Origin of the sequence: Nonomuraea solani, from assembly GCF_900108335.1 — a bacterium.
GTDB lineage: Bacteria > Actinomycetota > Actinomycetes > Streptosporangiales > Streptosporangiaceae > Nonomuraea > Nonomuraea solani.
The window spans coordinates 89742-109221 of record NZ_FNVT01000016.1 but is presented as its reverse complement, the minus strand read 5'-3'; the positions used below and the strand labels follow the sequence as shown (position 1 = coordinate 109221).

The window sequence follows — 19480 nt, the reverse complement described above, 5'->3', positions numbered from 1 at the left end:
AGTTGAGCCGGCCCGCTTCACTGAAGGTTGCGAAAGACGCCTGACGCTCTGCCGATCGCTCCAGTGGCCAGGAGCGGACCGCCGGGGACGGCCGACAGCGAGGTCAGTTCGCCGCCGGCCGGAACCTTGGTCCAGCGTCCGGAGGGGTCGCGGTGAGCGAGGGCGGACTCGTACCCGTTGATGTCGGTCGAGCCCAGGAACCAGTGGCCGCCCCTGCCGTCGGGGACGGGCGGGAGGTCACGGGACATGCGACCGGCCGTCGCGGAGGTGTCCTCGCCGCGCCAGCCGGAACCGGTCTGGGAGAGCACGAACGATGACACCCCGATCTCCCCGGTGATCCACACACCGGTCGGGTCGGCGGTGATGGCGGTCAGCCGGGGACCGTTCGGCTCGGGCGGCGACCAGTCGGACGGGGGCGGGGCCTTCGGCAGCGCCGCGGTCAGGTCGATTCGGGTCCAGACCTCGCCGTCGAAGTGGTGCACGCGGGAAGCGTCGCCGTCGAGGGCCCAGATGTCGGAGGCGGAGCGGGCGCTGACTTGGAAGGCGCGAAAGGAGACGCTCTCCTCCGACCAGGTTGAGCCGTCGTAGTGCCAGACCTTGTGGTCACCGAAGGCCCACACGTCGTTGTCGGCGGTGACGGCGAGGTTCTCGGCCCCAGCGGGCAGCTTGTGGGCAATCGTCCAGGAACGCCCGTCCCAGCGCAGTACGGCGGTATTGCCGTCGCCGCTGGCCAAGGCCCACACGTTCGAGGGTCCGGACGCGGCGACCGGGCCGATATCGCCCAACTTGACCGGCAGATCGCTCTTCGTCCAGCGATCGCCGTCCCAGCGAAAGGCTGTGGGACGGTGCGGGCCGTCGGCCATCGGCAACCAGGCGCCGATGCCGAGAATGTCCCAGCCGAAGGCCCAGGCGTCGTGCTCACCGGTGGCGATGACCTTTCCGTACGTGACCGACGACTGGTCGGCCACCAGCTTCCAGCGGTCGTTACCGCCGGCCCAGGGGGCGGTCCACAAAAGCCACAGGCCGACGGCGGCGGTGACGGTGGCGGTGCCCCAAAGCCACGGTCCGGTGGGGGCCAGCTTGAGAAGCATGATCGAAGCGTACGAAGGCGGCCGGAACAGCGCATGAGTATTCGTACTCAGCTGAACCAGGGTAGGGCGTCGACGAGGAGGCTCCGCCGCCGCCCGTCCACAGGAACAACATTCGCAGCGCGGTCATCGACCAACCGCGTAACTCACCCTGCCGGTGGTTCCTGGCCGAGTGCGGCGGTCGCGGCCCTCAGTTCGTCCAGTTCCTGATGGGCGATCTCGAGGTAATCCCGTTGGTTGGCCGGGTCGGCCCAGCGGGCATAGGCGTTGTGGAAGGCGAGGCGGCCCAGCTCGGCCGCCAGGCTCGCGGTCGGGTCCGTCACGCCACGCTTCCGCAGAGCGTCCGCCATGGCCGCGGTGAGACTGGCGAGCTTGAGCAGCTCGCGTTCCAGCAGATCGCTGTTGCCCGTGATGACCACCTTGCGCTGCCGCACCCACACGTGCCGTTCCGGACTGAAGATCCTCACCGCGGATTCCAGCGCCGCGCGGATCGCGTCGAGCGGGGTCGCCGAGCCGGGTGCGCCGGTGATGGCGTCGGCGAAGAGGCGGTTCAGCGCTTCCTGGCCCCCGAACAGCACCTCGCGCTTGTCGGTGAAGTGCCGGAAGAACGTGCTCTTCGCCAGCCCGGCCCGCTCGGCGATCTCCGCCGCGGTGGTGCTCTCGTAGCCCTGCTGGAGAAACAGCTCAAGCGCCGAACGTTCGAGTCGTTCGCGTGCGTTCGGCTCCCATCGACCCATCCGGACAGTTTACGCGATGGGACTCGGTCTCATCAGGTGCTACTGTGATGGGACTTGGTCTCATCACGGTAGTCATCGAGAGCCAGGAGGCTTCTCCGTGCGTGTATTCGTCACCGGCGCGACCGGCCACATCGGCTCGGCCGTCGTCCCCGAACTTCTCTCCGCCGGCCACGAGGTCGTCGGCCTGGCCCGCTCCGAGGCAGGGGCGACAGCCCTGAAGGCTCTCGGCGCCGAGGCCCGGCTCGGTGATCTCGACGATCTGAACGGCCTGCGCGAGGCCGCCACCGCCGCCGACGGGGTCATCCACCTCGCCTTCAAGCACGACGCCATGCGCGCCGGGAACTACGCCGCCGCCGTCGAGGCCGACCGGGCGGTCGTACGGGCGTTCGGCGAGGCGCTCGCCGGCACCGGCAAGCCCTTCGTCGGCACCGCGGGTACGGCCATGCTCGCGTCGGGGCGTACCGGCACCGAGACCGACGTGCTGACCGACGGTCAGGGACTGCACGCCAGGGTCGTGGCCGAGAACACGGCCATCCAGTACGCCGAACGCGGGATCAGGTCGTCGGTCGTCCGGCTCCCGCCGGTCGTACACGGCACGCTGGACCGCGAAGGCTTCGTCCCGATGCTCATCGCCATCGCCCGGGCCACCGGTGTGTCCGGCTACCTCGGCGACGGCACCAACCGCTGGCCCGCCGCCCACACGCTGGACGCCGCCCACGTGTACCGCCTGGCCCTGGAGCAGGCGCCGGCCGGCTCACGGCTGCACGCGGTCGGCGAAGAGGGCATTCAGTTCCGCCTGATAGCCGAAACCATCGGCCATCACCTGGGCGTCCCCGCCGCCGCCATCCCGTCAGGCCAGGCGGAGAGTCATTTCGGTTTTCTCGCGTCCATCGTCCCGCTCGACAACCCGACCTCCAGCGCGTACACCCAGAAGCTTCTGGACTGGAAGCCGACCCACCCCGGTCTCATCGCAGACCTCGACCTGGGCCACTATTTCACCGCGGCGTAAACGGTGGCTCGTTCGACAATTGAGCCTTCCCGGCAATCATTCCGAACACGGCGACCGGCCATCCCGGCCTAAGCTCGCCACACCGCTTGAGCTGGGCGAAGGCTTCCCTTCGCCCAGCTCGGTAACCGGTCTGTCCGCAGTAGATGTTAGGGCCACGACCATGGGCTCTCCACAGGTTCCGCGGATCTGGAACCGCTGTGAACGATTAATTCTTGCTGGGCGGCCAGCTATCCCAATGAGGCGGTTGATTGCTCTCTTCATGGAACCGCTTGGCCTTGTCCACACAATCAGGACAGACCGGCTCGTCGGCGGATCGGGCCACGGATTCGGGTTTGGCAGGACGTAGCGAACCGAAAAACGTGATCCCCGGAGGAAGACCCGTTTCCGGGTCGATCAGAAAGAGCTCGACCTCTTTCGGGTCGTAGCTGAAGGTGCGCTTGCACGCATAGCACCGGCCCGTCGTCTCCGCGTGTTCGTCAGCCATCGGCCCTCCCATCGGCACCGTACAACTCCCAGCATCGCCCATCCGGCGCGGTGCCAAGCAAGGAACCAAGGGAGCTGGTCTCGCGCCGGATCCGGGCCGAGCAGAACCGGCATGCACCCTCGATCGGCGGCGCCTGGAAAGGATCCGCGCCGGGGACGATCACAGCTCCTCGGACTTCGAATCACCCCCGGTGAGGGACGCCTGATTCACCAGGGCGAACCCGAGGTGGAAGACGTCGCAGCACTGCGAGGTGTGCCAGAGGCGCCAAGCGTCAGAGGTACGCCGTCGCAGAGCGGCGACCGGCGAAGGCTGCCCGGTGACGGTGAGAAGGGGCGCGCGTACGGCTTCCCGGATGGCGGGCACCGCCTCGTGGGGATGCGCGCGAACGAGCTGATGGGGATGGTGGTGTTGCCCCCCGAGGTCCATGTCGCTTCCGGCGAGGACGGCGACGTCGCCGACGGCGAGCACCTCGGCCAAGCGGACCAGCACGGGGAGGCGTGGCGGTAGTCGCCGGCCGCTCTCGATGCCTTTCAGCCATTCGGCGGAGTAACCGACGAGCCCGGCCAGCACTGGTCTGGACATCCCCTTGCGTTCCCGGATGATTCGGAGCCGCTCGCCCGTCTTCTTGCCTTCGAGATCGTCGAGCATGGGGGCACTCTCGATTCGTTCCGTCCCGACTGCCCAGGCTACGCCTTCAGGTGCTGGTCGTGGCGGGGAACGGCCGCTTCCGGTGGCGGGTGACGAAGGCGATGGCGTCCCACGGGGAGCCTGTCCCGAATCGGGTATCGGCAAAGTCCTTCGGCTGAATCGCCTGGCGCCGGGGGTCGCGCCCGCTGGACACAGCCGGAGCCCCAGTGCGCCTTTGGGAAGCCCGATCACACCCGGACAAACCCCGCTAGCTCTCATTAGGTACCCGCGGCTCTGGCTGAGTAGAAGCCGTAGGCCCCCCGGCCTGCGAGATATGGACGACGCGCTCCTGCAGGGCAGTGAGGAGTGCAGATGACTTCTTCCGCTTTGTCGCGAAGTGTTCGAGCTGCGAAGTGCACCCCATTTCCTGGGGGCAGTCCACGCTCCTAAGCGAACGTCCGGATTCGATTTCAAGGCCCGAAAAGGCCCGGGGCCGGGGAGCGCGAGGGGCCGGCAGGCCCCTCGCCGGGGGTGTGGGGGCTTGCCCCCACTGGACGCAGCCTGAGCCCCGTCGCGCGTAGCGCGCCTTATGGGGAAGCCCTTGCGGTGAAGCCCCCTGGGGCGTCAGGTCGGGCGGGCGCCCGTGACCAGGTAGACGACGTCCTGCGCCACCCGCACCGCATGGTCCGCGTACCGCTCGTAATACCGTCCCACCAGCGTGATGTCGATCGCCGGCTCCACCCCATGCTGCCAATCCTTGGCCAGGATCCGCCGGAACAACTTCCGGTGCAGCTTGTCCATCGCGTCATCGTCCTGCTCGAGTTCGAGCGCCGACTCCACGTCCCGCGAGGCCACGCAGCTCCCGGCCTTGGTGACCAGGTTCTCCGCGATCTGGCCCATCTCCAGGATGGTCGAACGCAGCTCGGGCGGGATCGCCGAGTCGGGGTGCCGCAGGCGGGCCACCTTGGCGACGTGGACGGCGAGGTCGCCCATGCGCTCCAGGTCGGTGCCCATGCGCAGCGCCGTGATGACCATCCGGAGGTCCACCGCGACCGGCTGTTGCCGGGCCATCAGCTCGAAGATCGAGGCCTCGATGTCGGCGAAGACCGCGTTCACTTCCTCGTCGCGGGAAATCACACTCTCGGCGAGTGGGAGATCGGAGTCGAGGAGGGCCGTGGTGGCACGGGAGATGGCCGAGCGGACAAGCCTGGTCATCTCGACCAGCTTGTCGGTCAGCAGATCAAGTTCTTCATGGTACGCGTCGCGCATGCCGTCACCGTACGTGGCCCTCGATGAACGAACCCCTACAGCAAGATGAACTTTCCAGGAAAGGGTCGTTCATCCCCTGATGAGAGGGTCTGTCCCTGCGGAAACGCCACCTACCATCGGAGGCATGAGTGAGATGGCCATGAGCTTCGCGGCCCTGGCCGGGTTCGTCGTGGGCGCCCTGGCGGTCCTGTTCTACCGCAATCAGATCGAGGCCCCGCGCCGGGCCGTGGCGACCGACGACGTGGAGACGGGAGCCGCCCTGCCGCAGGGCGTCGCCTCCGTACTGGCCGTGCTGCCCTCGTCCGCCGTGGTGCTCGACGCCCACGACCGTGTCCTGCGCGCCAGCTCGGCCGCACGGGCGTTCGGCCTGGTCAAGGGCGATCGCCTGATGGCCGCCGAGCTGCTCGCGCTGGCCCGGCAGGTACGCCGCGACGGCGAGATCCGCGAGAGCGAGATCGACGTCGCCGGGCACAAGTTCGGTCAGGAGACCACCAACTTCGCCGTCCGCGTGGCGCCTCTCGGTTCGTACGGCCAGGTGCTGGTGCTGGCCGAGGACCAGACCGAGCGGCGCCGGGTCGAGGCCGTGCGCCGCGACTTCGTCGCCAACGTCAGCCACGAGCTGAAGACCCCGGTGGGCGCCCTGAGCCTGCTGGCGGAGACCATCCAGGACGCCGCCGACGACCCCGAGGCCGTCAGCCGGTTCGCCGGCCGCATGCAGCACGAGGCGGCCCGGCTCAACTACCTCATCCAGGACCTGATCACGCTCAGCCGGATCCAGGGCGCCGAGCCCATTCCGACGCCGGGCCAGGTCACGATCGACGAATCCATCCACGACGCCATCGACCACTGCAACACCAAGGCCGCCGCCAAGGACATCACGCTCGTCTTCGGCGGCACGGAGGGCCTGCGCATCTGGGGTGACGACGAACTCCTCGTCACGGCCCTGCGCAACCTGATCGACAACGCGGTCGCCTACAGTCCCGAGCACACGAGGGTCGTCGTCAGCGTGCGGCCCGCGGGCGACTCCGTGGAGATCAGCGTCAGCGACCAGGGCATCGGCATTCCCGAGGAGTCGCTGGAGCGCATCTTCGAGCGCTTCTTCCGGGTCGACGCGGCCCGGTCCCGGGCGACCGGCGGCACCGGGCTCGGCCTCGCCATCGTCAAGCACGTCGCCGCGGCCCACGCCGGCGAGGTGTCCGTATGGAGCAAGGAAGGGTCCGGCTCCACCTTCACGCTCCGCCTGCCCGCCTTCGGCGGCACGGCGGTGGCAGTACCACCCTCGATACCGCTGGAGGCAGCCCAATGACCCGTGTACTCGTGGTGGAGGACGAGGAGTCCTTCTCCGACGCCCTGTCCTACATGCTGCGCAAGGAGGGTTTCGAGGTGTCGGTCGCGGCGACCGGGCCCGAGGCGCTCGACACCTTCGACCGCAACGGCGCCGACCTGGTACTGCTCGACCTGATGCTCCCCGGCCTGCCCGGCACGGAGGTGTGCCGTTCGCTGCGGCAGCGTTCCAAGGTGCCGGTGATCATGCTGACGGCCAAGGACAGCGAGATCGACAAGGTCGTGGGCCTCGAACTGGGCGCCGACGACTACGTCACGAAGCCGTTCTCCTCTCGCGAGCTGGTGGCCCGCATCCGCGCCGTGCTCCGCCGCCAGGGCGACGTCGTGGAGGAGCTGGAGACGGCCGTGCTGGCCGTCGGCCCGGTGCGGATGGACGTCGACAGGCATGTCGTCGCGGTACGCGGTGAGCAGGTACAGCTCCCCCTGAAGGAGTTCGAGCTGCTGGAGGTACTGCTGCGCAACGCCGGCAGGGTGCTGACCCGCGGCCAGCTCATCGACCGCGTCTGGGGCGCCGACTACGTGGGCGACACCAAGACCCTGGACGTCCACGTCAAGCGCCTGCGCGCCAAGATCGAGTCCGACCCGTCGAACCCGCGCTGCATCCTGACCGTGCGCGGCCTGGGCTACAAGTTCGACGCGACGGAGGACTGAAAAACCCCTTGTTCCGGTGGTGGGCCGGAACAAGGGGTTTTTCTGGCTCTAGTGACCCTCTTCGGCGTGGGCCGACGCCGACGGGGTGGGTGTGGGGGCCGCGGTGGCGCCCGGTGCCGCGGGGTATTCCTTGAACTCGCGGCTGCGCGTGACCACAGGCACGGTCATGGACACGACACCGGCGTTGGCGAACTGGAGGTCCAGCTTGATGCTCTCGCCGCCCCTGAGGCTCTTGGAGATCGCCTCGAGCATGATCTGCGGGGTGGGCTTGCCGGTGTTGACGAGCTGGTTGCTGGGGAGCTGGATCGGGGCCGTGACCTTCACCGTGGCCACGTCGCCGGCGGAGACGGCCTGGAGGGTGTCAGGGGCACCCGCGGTGTTGAGGATGTTGAGGTAGAGGGGGGCCGAGCCGCGCCAGGGCAACTGTGCGCCGGAGTCGGGGCCGAGGATGAACGCCTGCGGGATGTGAATGCCGCTCTTGTTGCCGTATGCACCCTTTTCGATCAACACTTGCGCCTCGTTCGGCGCGTACGGCTTGTTGGTGGTGGCGTCGAAACCCGCCCCGCAGCCCGTGAGCACGGGGGCTGCCAAGAACGCGGCTACGACAATCCAGCGACGGCTGGTCACGGGCGGGTTCTCCTTGGTTCTGCGCAGGTGTCGCGCGTGCGTGATGTGCAGCGCCCACCATATCCACCCCTATGCAAGGTCATATCCGCACCCCTGCAGGTCATTCGCTATGTGAGCAAATGCGATTCATACAGTTGAGCTCTTGTCAAGCCCCAATATGCGGCGTTGACCTGCAGTTATGAGGATTTCACTGTTCCGGGAGGCTGTGGATGCGTGGTACTCTGGAGTACAGCGGAAGGGGTACTTGTCACATGACTTTCCAGGTCGGCGACACTGTCGTCTACCCCCACCATGGGGCTGCTCGGATCGAAGCAATCACGAAGCGATCCATCAAGGGTGAGGAAAAGACCTACCTGGTGCTCAAGGTCGACAAGGGCGACCTTACCGTCCAGGTGCCAGCAGAAAACGCAGAACTCGTCGGTGTGCGCGATGTTGTTGGTCAGGAAGGCCTTGAGCGGGTTTTCGATGTCCTTCGGATGCCGCACACGGAAGAGCCGACCAACTGGTCTCGTCGCTACAAGGCCAATCTGGAGAAGCTCGCCTCCGGCGATGTCAACAAGGTCGCCGAGGTTGTTCGGGACCTGTGGCGGAGGGACCGCGAGCGCGGCCTGTCCGCAGGCGAGAAGCGCATGCTCGCCAAAGCGCGTCAGATCCTGGTCAGTGAGTTGGCGTTGGCCGAGAAGACCAATGAGGACAAGGCTGAGGCCCTTCTCGACGAGGTTCTCAACTCCTGAACACGAATCTTCCACGGGTGGGCGTCGGAATCGACGTCCACCCGTTCGCTTCTGCCGAATCAGGCCGCGAGCTCAACCTCGCGGGCCTGCACTGGCCGGGTGAGCTCGGGCTCGAAGGGCATTCCGACGGCGACGCCGCCGCGCACGCGGCCTGCGACGCGCTGCTGTCGGCCGCCGGGCTCGGCGACCTCGGCGGGCTGTTCGGCACCGCCGACCCACGCTGGGCCGGCGCGACGGGTGCCACGCTGCTGGAGGAGACCGCGCGCCAGGTGCGGGCCGCGGGCTACGAGATCGGCAACGTGGCCATCCAGGTGGTGGGCAATCGGCCCAAGCTGGCGCCACGCCGTACAGAGGCTGAAAAGGCGCTCAGCGCCGCCGTGGGGGCGCCTGTGAGCGTCTCGGCGACCACCACCGACGGGCTGGGGCTGACGGGCCGTGGCGAGGGCGTCGCGGCCATCGCGACCGCCCTGGTGGTCAACCTTTCCTGAACGCCGGGCGTCTTTACGGTGGGATGCGTGAGGGTGTCCTGGCGGGTCGTCGCCTAGCCCGCCCTGTTCGAAGGCGGCGGCTCGTTACTGGCGCGGTACGACCGCCGCCTTCCCATGGGTAGTTTGCCTGTTCAGAGGGTATGTGTCCCGGTGACATGTGAACGTCTCGGGGGGAGCTACACATGATCGGCGCGATTGTTTCCGCAGTAGTCATCGGCGCGATCGTCGGTGCCCTGGCCCGGCTGATGGTGCCCGGCAGGCAGAACATGTCCATCGGCCTGACCCTCATCGTCGGCATCGTCGCCGCCCTGGTCGGTACGTTGATCGCACACGCGTTCGGCTGGGCCGACACCAGGGGAATCGACTGGATCGAGCACATACTCCAGCTCGCACTGGCCGTGATCGGTGTGCTTCTCGTGACGCGAATGGGCACAGGACGCGACGGCCGTACCCGTGGAACGCCTGGAACACCGACCTGACCTGCTCGTACGTAAATTCGGCGCATAATCGCCGTAGATCGGGTAGCGAGCTTCCCGTGAGGATGAACCGCTCACCTCACGGGGAGGTTCAGTATCATGACCATCGAATCCATCCTTGGCGCCATTGTGATCGGCGCCGTGATCGGCGCAATCGGCCGCCTGCTGCTCCCTGGTAAGCAGGCAATCGGGTGGATCCTCACCATCGTCGTCGGCATCGTCGCCGCCCTTGTGGGGACCTTGCTCGCCCAGGTGCTCGGCGTCGAGACGACGCCCGGCATCGACTGGATCGAGCTGGTGATGCAGGTGGTGCTCGCGATCGTCGGTGTCGGACTGGTCGCCGGGCTCCGGCGCGGCCGCCGCGTCTAGCGGCATCGACGTCAGGCCGGCCCGCGGGCCCCACCCCGGCCCGCGCCGCACGGCCAGGCGAGATAGGACAAACGAAAAAGCCCGCCCGGGTTCGCTCCGGGCGGGCTTTCAGTCTTCCGGTGGCCGTGGGGTGCTGCGCATGCGCCCCGCGGGGGCGGGGGTGCCGTCGTCGATCACCGGATGCGGGGCGGTGTCCTCCATCTCGTCCTCGCGTTCGCTCGGATCGGCGGTCTCCGGGCCGTGGATCGGATCCGGGTCGTCCTCGACGATGGGGTGCGGCTGGGTGTCGGCGTCCTTGTCGTCCTTGTCCTCGGAACGGGGGTGCACCAGGACGTCGGCCGGCTTGACCCGGTCACCCCAGCGGACGGGCCGCGTCACCGGCTCGGGCTCCGGCTCCGGTTCGAGCTCCGGCTCTGGCTCGGGCCGGGGTTCCGGCTTCGGTTGCGGGCGGGGCTCGGGTTCCGGTAGCTCCGGCCACTCGGAGACCTGCGCCGACACCTGTGCCGACACCGGAGGCGTCTCGGGGGCCGCGGTGGGGCCGACCAGCGGCGTGGGAGCCAGGACGGGCGCGGGGACCTCCGTGCCGAGCGGGGGCGGGGCGTCGTCGGCATGGGGGCGGTGGAAGGGCACGAGGTCCTGCTCGACGGCACGCTCGTCCAGGTGGCGGGCGTCCCGGTGGGCCTGTACGTGCTTGATGAGCAATAACCACAGCCACAGCGCCAGGGCCAGCATGACCCAGGGCGCCAGCGCCACGCCCACCGCCGTCGGCCGCACGTCGAAGGTGAACCGCAGCGCCGTGGCCACGTTGGCCGCCGCCGCCGCCACGATGAGCAGGACCAGCACGAAGGCGGCCTGCACGCGTACGAGCGTTCTGGCCGAGCGCAGCAGCAGCACGCCGATCAGCGCGACCACCAGGAGCGCGTCGAAGGCGGCCGGATAGAGGAAGGCGAGGTCAGGCCTGGCCTCGCCGGTGATGGCCAGCGTGCGCAGGTCATCGAAGGAGAGCGCGCAGGCGGCCCCGGTGATTGCGGCGACCGCGAGCCCCGCCAGGGCGATGCCCAGCCGGCGGAGCATAGAGGGGGGAGTCACGTCCATGGCGGTTTCGAGCCTACAGAAGAATGGGGATCAAGACCGATCGAGGGAGCCCCCATGGCCGAGTTGTCCGAAGAAGTCCGCGAACTCCTGGACGCGCCGAATCATGCGACGGTGACGAGTATCAACTCCGATGGCGGGCCGCAGTCGTCCGTCGTCTGGGTCCGTACGGACGGTGACGACGTCCTGTTCTCGACCGTGAAGGGGCGCAGGAAGCCGCGCAACTTCGAGCGCGACCCGAGGGCGAGTCTGCTGGTCATCGATCCCGCCAACCCGTACCGGTACGTGGAGGTGCGCGGTCATGTGACCATGACCCCCGACCCCGAGGGCGCGCTCATCGAGGAGCTGTCGCAGAAGTACAAGGGCCAGGCATGGGAGGACAAGCCGGGCGTCGAGCGGCTCATCGTACGGATTTCCCCCGACAGGGTCTTCTTGCGGGGCTGATTTATCGACGTGATGACGGCTCTGAGGCGTTAGCCTTGCCTTCGTGAGCCTGCACATCTACGACACCAGCACGCGCGCCATCCGTGAATTCGTTCCGGTCGAAGCCGGCCGGGCGTCGATTTACCTGTGTGGTGCCACCGTGCAGGCTCCTCCGCATATCGGGCATATCCGCTCGGGCGTGAACTTCGACGTGCTCCGGCGCTGGATGGCGCGGTCCGGATATGACGTGACGTTCTGCCGCAATGTCACCGACATCGACGACAAGATCATCAGGGTCGCGGCCCAAGAGGGCGTGCCCTGGTTCGTCGTGGCCGAGCGCAACCAGCGCGCCTTCACCTGGGCCTACGACACGCTGGGCTGCCTGCCGCCGACCGTCGAGCCGCGCGCCACGGGGCACGTCCCCGAGATGATCACGCTGATGGAGCGCCTGATCGCGCGCGGCCACGCCTACGCCTCCGGCGGTGACGTCTACTTCGACGTACGCTCCTACGCCGACCGCTACGGCTCCCTCTCCAACCAGAAGGTGGAGAACATGCGGAGCGCCGGCGACACCGACGACGAGTCCTGCAAGCGCGACCCCCGCGACTTCGCCCTGTGGAAGGGCGAGAAGCCCGGCGAGCCGACCTGGCCGACGCCGTGGGGCCCCGGGCGTCCCGGCTGGCACCTGGAATGCTCGGCCATGGTGACGAAATACCTGGGCCCGGTCTTCGACATCCACGGCGGCGGGATCGACCTGGTCTTCCCGCACCACGAGAACGAGATCGCCCAGTCGCAGGCGGCGGGCGACGACTTCGCGCACTACTGGATGCACAACGGGATGCTCAAGATCGGCGCCGAGAAGATGAGCAAGTCGCTCGGCAACTCGCTGCTGATCCCCGAGATGGTGCAGAAGGTGCGGCCGGTCGAGCTGCGCTACTACCTGGCGGTGCCGCACTACCGCTCCTCGATCGACTACTCGGAGGAGGCGCTGCTGGAGGCCGCGGCGGCCTACCAGCGCATCGAGGGTTTCGTGACGCGGGCCGCCGAGGTCATCCACGACGTCGACGCCGACGCGCCGCTGCCGCAGGCGTTCGTCAACGCGCTCGACGACGACCTCGGCACGCCGCAGGCGCTGGCGGTCGTGCACGAGGTCGTCCGCGAGGGCAACGTGGCGCTGTCGCGCGGCGACAAGGAGGCCGTGGCGCGGCTGCTGGCCGAGACCCAGAACATGCTCGACGTGCTGGGCCTCGACCCGCGCTCGCCGCAGTGGCGCGGCACGGGCTCCGACCTGTCCCCGGTGGTGGACGCGCTGGTCGCGGTGGCGCTGGAGCAGCGCAAGGCCGCCAGGGAGCGCAAGGACTACGCGGCCGCGGACGCCATCAGAGACCGGCTGACCGCCGCCGGGATCACCGTCGAGGACACGCCGCACGGGGCCCGGTGGGAGCTGAGCCGCTAGCCGATCCTGGTGAGGTCGATGAGCACGTACCGGCCGTCGAGCTCATAGGTGATCAGCGGGTCGCTGTCGAGGCCGGGGTAGATGCTGAGCATCTGCCCCTTGGCGTCGGGGCGCAGGCCGAGGTCGGCGGATGTGCCGGTGGTGACGTCCAGGAGCGCCTGACCGCGGGTGGCGCCGGTCATCATGACGGTCATGAAGCGGTCGAGCGCGAGGCCCGCGATGGCCTGGCCGGGGAGGTCGCGCTCCTGTGAGCCGTCGCGGAGCCGATGGAAGGCCGAGTTGTCGGCTCGTACGCCCACGCACATGGTGACGCCGCAGGTGACGAACTCCTCGCCGGGGCGGGTGACGGCCTTGCTCGTCTCGCCCGTCTCGGCGTTGAGCAGTTCCTCGAAACTGGTCACGTTGTCCGGCATGTGCGGGCCGGGCGTGCCCACCCAGGGCCAGCGCAGGATGTGATGCCGCTCGGCGCCCGCGACGGGGGTCACGCCGCCGCCCGTCAGGGGGAGGGTGAAGACGCCGCCCTTGGCGAGGGAGAAGGCGATCCGGTCGCCGGTCACGGTGGCCTTGTCGACGGCGCCCGCTATCGGGGTGTCGGTGGTGATGGCGGTGGGTTGCCCGCCTTCGAGCGGCGCCGACCAGAATCGGGTGCCCTTCTTCTCGGCCGTCATCCAGATGACCCGTCCCGCGCCGACGATGTAGTTCGAGGCGTACACGCCCTTCCGGGTGCGGATGTCGGTGATTTTGCGGACTTGGCCGGTGGCGAGGTCGTAGGCGTAGAGCGCGTTGGCCTTCTCGAAGCTCTCCCACGTTTCCAGGAGGACCGTCTTGTCGTCGATGAACAGTTTCGGCTGGAACTTGCCGCCGTCCGGGAGTCTGGCCGGGATCTTCCAGACCGCGGCCGGCCATACCTTTTCGACGGGGTCGGGGATCTGCTCTCCGGGGGCTACGGCTATTTGGGTTCCGCCCTGGTCGAGGCCGCGTACCGTGGCGGTGACACCGCCCGCGACGACCGCCGCGGCGAGGGCGGTGGCGACGGCGAGCGTACGCGTCCTGCGCCGCCTCGACGTGCGCGCGATGTGCGCGGAGAAGCCGCCCGGGGCCTGCGGCGCGATCTCGGCGGCGCGGCCGAGAACCCGCTGGAGGTCGTCTTCCAGCTCCTTGGTCATGGGGTCCTCCTCTTGGCGGGGGTACGGTCAGTGATCTTGGTACGGAGCTTGGTCAGGCCGAGGGAGGCGTGACTGCGTACCGTGCCCTGGGAGATGCCGAGGAGATCGGCGATCTCCGCGTCCTGGAGCTGCTCGTAGAAGCGGAGGACAAGGACGGCGCGCTGCTTGCGCGGGAGCCCTTCGAGGGCCCGCCACAGCTCCTGGTCGGCGTCGGAGGGCAGTGCGTCGTGCAGCGGCGTCTCGGGCAGGGCCCACGCCAGGTGCTCGCGGCGGCGGCGTCGCCACACGCTGATGTGGAGGCGGGCCATGATGACCTTGGTGTAGCGCTCCGGGTCCTCCTTGCTGCGCACCCGCGCCCATGCTCGGTGCAACCTGATCAGGGCCTCCTGGGTCAGGTCTGCCGCATCGTGCGGGTTGCCGCTGAGCGCGTAGCCGTAGCGCAGGAGCGCGTTGGCCCGCTCGGCGACGAACTCCGCGAAGCGGGGGTCGTCTTCCACTGGTGTTCGCCCTTTCGATGGGTACGTCACCCCACAGACGGGCATGGCGGGATATTTGTTGAACCGGGGGCGCGCTTTCTGCCGGTGGGCTGATGTGCGTGGCGGCCCGAGTACCCTTTATGACATGGCAGCAGGCGGTAGGGCATCGGGCAGGCCCGCGAAGAAGAAGGGCCCGGCCAAGGGCACCGGGGGCCAGGGCCGCCGGTCGCTGGAGGGCAGGGGCGCGACTCCGCCTGCCGAAGAACGGCACTGGTACAAGGACAAGGCTCGCAGCGAGCGTGTCGCCAGGGAGGAGCGCGGGGGCGCCAGACGCCCGGCTCCTGCCCGGCAGCGGCGCTCCGAAGACGCCCCCGAATACATCGGCGGCCGCAACCCGGTGGTGGAGGCCCTGCAGGCGGGCGTGCCGGCCAGCGCGCTCTACATCGCCGCACGCCTCGACAACGACGACCGCGTACGCGACGCCATCAAGATCGCGGCCGAGCGCGGCATCGCCCTGCTCGAGGTCAGCCGCGACAAGCTCGACCGCCTGACGGAAGGCGTCATCCACCAGGGCATCGCCCTCCAGATCCCGGCCTACGACTACGCGCACCCGTCGGAGCTGGTGGAGCTCGCCCACGACGCCGCCGAGATCCCGCTGATCGTGGCCCTCGACTCGGTCACCGACCCGCGCAACCTGGGCGCCATCGCCCGCTCCGCGACCGCCTTCGGCGCCCACGGCCTCCTCATCCCCTCCCGCCGCTCGGCCGGAGTCACGGGAGGCGCCTGGAAGACCTCGGCCGGCACCCTGGCCAACCTTCGCGTCGGCCGCGCCTCCAACCTGACGGCCGCGCTGAAGGAATACCGCGAGGCCGGCCTGTTCGTGCTCGGCCTCGACGGCTCGGGCACCACCGACATCGCCGACGTCGAACTCCTGTCCGAACCGCTGGTGGTCGTGGTGGGCTCGGAGGGCAAGGGCCTTTCCCGGCTGGTGCGCGAGCACTGCGACGTGGTGGCCCGCATCCCGATGCAGGCGGCGGCTGAGTCGCTCAATGCTGGTGTGGCCGCTGGGGTGGCGCTGTATGAGGTCGCTCGTCACAGGCGTCTCTAGCGTCTACACTGGTAGGCCGTGCCGACGTAGCTCAATCGGCAGAGCATCTGTCTTGTAAACAGAAGGTCAGGGGTTCGATTCCCCTCGTCGGCTCTGCAACAGGGAGCCCCTGAACAGGCGTTATGCCGTCAGGGGCTTCTTGGTTTGTCAGGACAATGTCGAGATCTTGCTAACAGCCTTGCTAACTGCTGCTAGGACATCGAAGCGCCCAATGGCTCACTCGCTGAGAACGTGGGCGAGCAGCTTCGTGTAGAGCAGCCGGGCCATGGGCGAGAGGGTGTGCCAGCGCTGCCGGACGCTCTCCTCTGCGAAGAAGGGATCTTCCCGGAGAATAGTTCGCTTGAGCTCTGCAGGTGCTTCAAGGAATTTATGCGGGTTGAAGCCCTGCAGCAGCTCCATGAGAGCAAGGACGTTGGTCGTTACATCCCACTTGAACGCCGGGATGCGATCTTTGAGATCGTGACAGTCGGAACACGCAGGTACTGTCTGCGTGCCTCCTGCTGCTTTGGGGATCGGATAGTGATCATGCTCGTGTCGTTCGAGCTTGATATCGCAGTAGAAGCAGAGCACGCAGTCGCACTTCTGCAAGGAGCGTCTTTGCTCGCGTGGCGTCATGATTGCCATGGGCGGTCACGATAGAACACGGCTCTGACAGTTGGAGATGCTCAACCCGCCTCTGTGTCTCCAGGGCTGCCGCGAAGACGTCCGCCGCCGTTGCGGCTTGCTCGTGGATGACGTGGGCGTAAACCCGGAGGGTGATCGCCGGGTCGGCGTGGCCGAGTCGGGCCGCGACGACGTGGACGGGCACGCCGGCCAGGAGCAGCGTCGTGGCGTGGATGTGGCGAAGGTCGTGTAGGCGGGCGTGGGGGAGTTGGGCTCGCGGGTTCTGCTTGTTGTGGGTCTCGATGAGCTTGGGCATCAGGGAACTGGGCGTGTCCGGGAAGAGCGGGTCTCCCCAGCCGGTCGTGAAGACGTACGCGCCGCCGCCCTTCCAGGACTCGCCGAGCCTCAGGCGTTCCTCGTCCTGGCGAGCGCGGTGGGCTTTGAGGGCCCTGACCGTGCTGGGGTCGAGGGACACGACGCGGGAGCGTCCGCTCTTGGTGATGCCCTCGACTCGTTGGCGGTCGATCACTGCGGCTGTGCCGGTGATGTGGATCTGTGGTTTGTCCAGGTCTACGTCCGTCCAGCGGAGGTTGAGCAGTTCGCCGCGACGGGCACCTGTGTAGGCCGCCAGGTGGAAGAAGGCGTACAGACGTGCTCTTGAGTTGTGGCGAGGAAGGCCCGGAGCTGGGCCGGCGTCCAGACCATGCCTGGCTCGGTCGGCTGAGTGCGCGGGAGCTTGGCCCGTTCGGCGGGGTTGTTGGGAAGCAGCTCGTCCACGAGCACGGCGTCCGTGAGGGCCTTGCGGAGCACCGTGTGGACGTGCTTGACGGTGTTCGCGGCGAGCGGGCGGCCCTTCTCGCCGCCGCTCGTCAGCAGGTCGCGGTAGAACCTCGTGATCGCGGACGGACGTAGTGCCTGGAGGCGGACGGTGCCGATCCGGGGCGTGATGTAGAGGCGGATCATGTCGCGGTAGCCCTTGAGGGTGTGCGGCTTGATCTCGACGGCGTGGCCCTCGATCCAGTCGGCGAGGTATTCCGCGACCGTGATCGTGTTCCGGTCGATGTACTCGCCGCGCCGAGCTCTCACCCTGGCCTCGTCCCGGGCCGCCTTGGCGTCGTCCTCGGTGGCGAAGCCGCTCACCCAGCGGGGCTTGCTCTCACCGGTCTCCGGGTCCTTTACGCGGATCACGTAGGACCTGTCTAGTCCCATGAGATGCCTGACGTTTCGGTCCCAGGACATAGGCGACAGGTGATCTAGGAAACATGGTCGACCTTGTACGGCCGGTGCGCTTTGACGTTGCGGACCGGAAGGTCGGTGGTGCGGCGCACCGTGCGCGGCCCTTCGTCCAGGTCGATGGTCGGCGTGGTGTCGCTGACATGCACCGTGACGACCTGGCCGACGTGCAGGCGACCGAGCGAGACGGTCTGCCGGGCCACCATGATGACGCCGAAGGCGTTCGCGCGCCGCTGCACCGTGATCGGCGACCGCTCCGGAACCGGTGGCGGCCCGGCCGGGCGAGCACCACGCAACTGCAGGCACTTGGCCCAGATCAGCGGGTTCGGGCGGGTGCGCAGCAACTGCCGGGTGTCGGGGTCGAGGAACATCAGGGTCTTCTCCTCGATCCGGATGGTGACCCGGCGCCCACCCAGGATCTCCGCGGCCAGCAGGTAGCGGCCGGCCAGGCTGACCGACCCGTACTTGTTCACCGTCCGCTCCACCTCCACCACCGCGTCGTTCTCGGCCTGCGGCAGCGGCGACGGCCCTGCCACACGACCGCCTCCGGCGAACAGGCGGGCCAGATCGTTGGTCGACAGGTGCGATCGCAGGCTCTTGAGCCGCACTCCGCCGACCAGCAGGTGGATCACGTTCACGTCCGCCCAGAAGGTGATCACCTGACCGGCGCGGGCCGGACCCAGCCAGAACTGCTTACCCGCCACGCCCAGGTTGCCGCTGGCCGGCACCACCCGGTCGAACTCGATCGCCCCACCCGACCACGGCGCCGGCCTCGTCGGCTGCCTGGCCACCGGCTTGCCCTCGTTGCTGCTCTTTCGGTGTTCAGGTGCCGCCGCCTCGTCCGGCACGTCATCCACGGCAGGCACCGGGTCCGGCTGCGCAGCCAGGATCGTCGGCAGGCGCAGCGGCAGCAGCTCCCGCTTCACCACGCTCACCGGTGTGAACCGGTCGGCCGGGACGGCCATGTCCAGGCTCTGGTGCGGCCGGGCGGTGTTGTACTGCTCTACCCAGGCGTCCAGCTCGGCCTGGAACGCGGCCAGGTCCTCGAACGGGCCGGCATCGTCCAGCAACTCGCGGCGCATCGTCTGGTGGAAACGCTCCACCTTCCCGGTCGTCGTGGGCGAACGCGGCTGGGTCAGCCGGTGCACGATCGCGTTGTCCCGGCATATCCGGTCGAACAGCACCTCCCCGCCATGACCGAACCGGGCGGTGAACTGCTTGCCGTTGTCGGTCAGCACCTCACCCGGCGCGCCGAACGCCTGCAACGCCTCGGTGAAAGCCAGGCAGACCGCTCGGCCAGTGGCCCGCACCACCGCCTTGGCGATCACGCAGAAGCGTGAATGGTCGTCGACGCCGGTCACCACCTTGACCTCGCGACCGTCGGCCAACAACACCCCGCCGACGATGCCCGGCTGCCATAACTCCATCGGCGCATCCCGCTGCCAGCGGCGATAGACCCGCTTGCGGCGCCCCGCGCCCGGCTCGATCAGGCCGTGACGCACCAGCGCCCGATACACCCCCATCCGCGACGGCGGCGGATCCGCACCTCGACGCCCGGCCTCATGCGCCAACCGGACCGGGCCCCACCGCGGATGCCGGCGCCGCAGCTCACACACCAGCACCTCCACCTCCGCGGCCATCTGCGACGGAGACGAATGCGGCCGCCGCGACCGATCCACCAGGCCACCCAGCCCGGACTCCCGATAACGCGACACCCAACCCGACAACGTCTGCCGCGCCACCCCCACCTCGCGCGCGACCTCGGTCACCGAACCGCCGGCCAGCACCGCCAGCACAGCCCGATACCGCTGCTCCACCACGGACATATCCACCAGGGCCAATCCCGGCCTCCCGACGCACGACGCCGCAACGACGCACGCCAGCCTGACCGAAAACAGCACCTGTCGCCCACGTCCTGGGACTCATCCGTCAAGCATGTCCCGGGACAACACACACAGCTACGGGCAGCCCAGAAAGCAACTTATCTGCACGTCATCAAGCCGCCGCCCGATGGGCGGCG

Annotated in this window: 23 protein-coding genes and 1 tRNA gene; 11 read left to right on the top strand and 13 right to left on the bottom strand. The window is 68.4% G+C overall.

The genetic code is table 11. The features are described from left to right. Positions 1 to 17 precede the first annotated feature (17 nt). Together C4V41_RS41660 and C4V41_RS41655 are read right to left on the bottom strand one after the other, a co-directional pair. Positions 18 to 1091, bottom strand: a complete 1074-nt coding sequence (locus C4V41_RS41660; protein ID WP_103961540.1) for a hypothetical protein — start codon at positions 1089 to 1091, stop codon at positions 18 to 20. A 143-nt stretch (positions 1092 to 1234) separates the two neighbouring features. Next, positions 1235 to 1825 (bottom strand): TetR/AcrR family transcriptional regulator, encoded by a 591-nt coding sequence (locus tag C4V41_RS41655; RefSeq protein WP_103961539.1) that lies wholly within the window; start codon positions 1823 to 1825, stop codon positions 1235 to 1237. A 97-nt stretch (positions 1826 to 1922) separates the two neighbouring features. Between C4V41_RS41655 and C4V41_RS41650 the strand changes: the two genes are divergently transcribed. After that, a complete protein-coding gene (locus C4V41_RS41650; protein WP_103961538.1) occupies positions 1923 to 2834 on the top strand; it encodes an SDR family oxidoreductase in 912 nt (303 codons plus the stop codon). Positions 2835 to 3039: 205 nt separating this feature from the next. On the opposite strand, the gene C4V41_RS61100 is transcribed toward C4V41_RS41650, so the two are convergent. From C4V41_RS61100 to phoU, 3 genes are all read right to left on the bottom strand, one after another. Further along, entirely contained in the window at positions 3040 to 3318 is a 279-nt protein-coding gene (locus tag C4V41_RS61100; RefSeq protein WP_146103983.1) for a hypothetical protein, read from the bottom strand. 159 nt (positions 3319 to 3477) lie between these two features. Continuing rightward, on the bottom strand, positions 3478 to 3966 hold the full coding sequence (locus C4V41_RS41645) for a helix-turn-helix domain-containing protein (protein ID WP_103961537.1): 489 nt from the start codon (positions 3964 to 3966) through the stop codon (positions 3478 to 3480). A gap of 603 nt (positions 3967 to 4569) precedes the next feature. Next, entirely contained in the window at positions 4570 to 5214 is a 645-nt protein-coding gene (gene phoU, locus C4V41_RS41640) for a phosphate signaling complex protein PhoU (protein ID WP_103961536.1), read from the bottom strand. 133 nt (positions 5215 to 5347) lie between these two features. Here phoU and C4V41_RS41635 point away from each other — a divergent pair, with 133 nt between their 5' ends. Both C4V41_RS41635 and C4V41_RS41630 read left to right on the top strand, forming a co-directional pair. Further along, entirely contained in the window at positions 5348 to 6520 is a 1173-nt protein-coding gene (locus C4V41_RS41635; RefSeq protein ID WP_103961535.1) for a sensor histidine kinase, read from the top strand. Beyond that, positions 6517 to 7209 (top strand): response regulator transcription factor, encoded by a 693-nt coding sequence (locus C4V41_RS41630; RefSeq protein ID WP_103961534.1) that lies wholly within the window; start codon positions 6517 to 6519, stop codon positions 7207 to 7209. Before C4V41_RS41635 ends, C4V41_RS41630 begins: the two co-directional genes overlap by 4 nt. 48 nt (positions 7210 to 7257) lie before the next feature. On the opposite strand, the gene C4V41_RS41625 is transcribed toward C4V41_RS41630, so the two are convergent. After that, positions 7258 to 7836: a copper chaperone PCu(A)C gene (locus C4V41_RS41625; protein WP_235030708.1), complete on the bottom strand. Its 579-nt coding sequence runs from the start codon at positions 7834 to 7836 to the stop codon at positions 7258 to 7260. A gap of 251 nt (positions 7837 to 8087) precedes the next feature. Between C4V41_RS41625 and C4V41_RS41620 the strand changes: the two genes are divergently transcribed. The 4 genes from C4V41_RS41620 to C4V41_RS41605 all read left to right on the top strand — a co-directional run bounded on the left by C4V41_RS41620 (position 8088) and on the right by C4V41_RS41605 (position 9903). Further along, a complete protein-coding gene (locus tag C4V41_RS41620) occupies positions 8088 to 8570 on the top strand; it encodes a CarD family transcriptional regulator (protein ID WP_043624891.1) in 483 nt (160 codons plus the stop codon). Positions 8571 to 8587: 17 nt separating this feature from the next. Next, a complete protein-coding gene (ispF, locus tag C4V41_RS41615; protein ID WP_103961532.1) occupies positions 8588 to 9058 on the top strand; it encodes a 2-C-methyl-D-erythritol 2,4-cyclodiphosphate synthase in 471 nt (156 codons plus the stop codon). Between the two features lie 182 nt (positions 9059 to 9240). Next, positions 9241 to 9537, top strand: coding sequence for a GlsB/YeaQ/YmgE family stress response membrane protein (locus C4V41_RS41610; protein ID WP_103961531.1), 297 nt, complete (start codon positions 9241 to 9243; stop codon positions 9535 to 9537). 96 nt (positions 9538 to 9633) lie between these two features. Beyond that, on the top strand, positions 9634 to 9903 hold the full coding sequence (locus C4V41_RS41605) for a GlsB/YeaQ/YmgE family stress response membrane protein (protein WP_103961530.1): 270 nt from the start codon (positions 9634 to 9636) through the stop codon (positions 9901 to 9903). Between the two features lie 108 nt (positions 9904 to 10011). Here C4V41_RS41605 and C4V41_RS41600 read toward each other — a convergent pair whose 3' ends face one another. Continuing rightward, positions 10012 to 10998 (bottom strand): DUF2637 domain-containing protein, encoded by a 987-nt coding sequence (locus tag C4V41_RS41600; RefSeq protein ID WP_103961529.1) that lies wholly within the window; start codon positions 10996 to 10998, stop codon positions 10012 to 10014. A gap of 54 nt (positions 10999 to 11052) precedes the next feature. On the opposite strand from C4V41_RS41600, the gene C4V41_RS41595 reads away from it, so the two are divergent. Beyond that, complete coding sequence (locus tag C4V41_RS41595) at positions 11053 to 11439, top strand: PPOX class F420-dependent oxidoreductase (RefSeq protein ID WP_103961528.1); 387 nt, start codon at positions 11053 to 11055, stop codon at positions 11437 to 11439. A gap of 43 nt (positions 11440 to 11482) precedes the next feature. Continuing rightward, positions 11483 to 12874, top strand: coding sequence for a cysteine--tRNA ligase (gene cysS, locus C4V41_RS41590; protein ID WP_103961527.1), 1392 nt, complete (start codon positions 11483 to 11485; stop codon positions 12872 to 12874). Here the strand turns inward: cysS and C4V41_RS41585 are convergent. Both C4V41_RS41585 and C4V41_RS41580 read right to left on the bottom strand, forming a co-directional pair. Then, the gene (locus C4V41_RS41585) at positions 12871 to 14040 is read right to left on the bottom strand and encodes a TolB family protein (RefSeq protein ID WP_103961526.1); all 1170 of its coding nucleotides are present in this window, start codon (positions 14038 to 14040) and stop codon (positions 12871 to 12873) included. The genes cysS and C4V41_RS41585 overlap by 4 nt on opposite strands. Next, entirely contained in the window at positions 14037 to 14537 is a 501-nt protein-coding gene (locus tag C4V41_RS41580; RefSeq protein WP_103961525.1) for a SigE family RNA polymerase sigma factor, read from the bottom strand. Before C4V41_RS41580 ends, C4V41_RS41585 begins: the two co-directional genes overlap by 4 nt. A gap of 124 nt (positions 14538 to 14661) precedes the next feature. Here C4V41_RS41580 and rlmB point away from each other — a divergent pair, with 124 nt between their 5' ends. Both rlmB and C4V41_RS41570 read left to right on the top strand, forming a co-directional pair. Further along, the gene (rlmB, locus tag C4V41_RS41575; protein ID WP_103961524.1) at positions 14662 to 15624 is read left to right on the top strand and encodes a 23S rRNA (guanosine(2251)-2'-O)-methyltransferase RlmB; all 963 of its coding nucleotides are present in this window, start codon (positions 14662 to 14664) and stop codon (positions 15622 to 15624) included. 20 nt (positions 15625 to 15644) lie between these two features. After that, positions 15645 to 15717, top strand: a tRNA-Thr gene (locus tag C4V41_RS41570). A gap of 123 nt (positions 15718 to 15840) precedes the next feature. On the opposite strand, the gene C4V41_RS41565 is transcribed toward C4V41_RS41570, so the two are convergent. The 4 genes from C4V41_RS41565 to C4V41_RS41550 all read right to left on the bottom strand — a co-directional run bounded on the left by C4V41_RS41565 (position 15841) and on the right by C4V41_RS41550 (position 19286). Beyond that, entirely contained in the window at positions 15841 to 16023 is a 183-nt protein-coding gene (locus C4V41_RS41565; protein WP_103961523.1) for a hypothetical protein, read from the bottom strand. Positions 16024 to 16147: 124 nt separating this feature from the next. Next, positions 16148 to 16858: a site-specific integrase gene (locus C4V41_RS41560; protein WP_327537503.1), complete on the bottom strand. Its 711-nt coding sequence runs from the start codon at positions 16856 to 16858 to the stop codon at positions 16148 to 16150. Beyond that, positions 16798 to 17415: an N-terminal phage integrase SAM-like domain-containing protein gene (locus tag C4V41_RS41555; protein WP_235030707.1), complete on the bottom strand. Its 618-nt coding sequence runs from the start codon at positions 17413 to 17415 to the stop codon at positions 16798 to 16800. Before C4V41_RS41555 ends, C4V41_RS41560 begins: the two co-directional genes overlap by 61 nt. A gap of 65 nt (positions 17416 to 17480) precedes the next feature. Continuing rightward, positions 17481 to 19286, bottom strand: coding sequence for an IS481 family transposase (locus C4V41_RS41550; RefSeq protein WP_407670146.1), 1806 nt, complete (start codon positions 19284 to 19286; stop codon positions 17481 to 17483). Between the last annotated feature and the right edge of the window lie 194 nt (positions 19287 to 19480).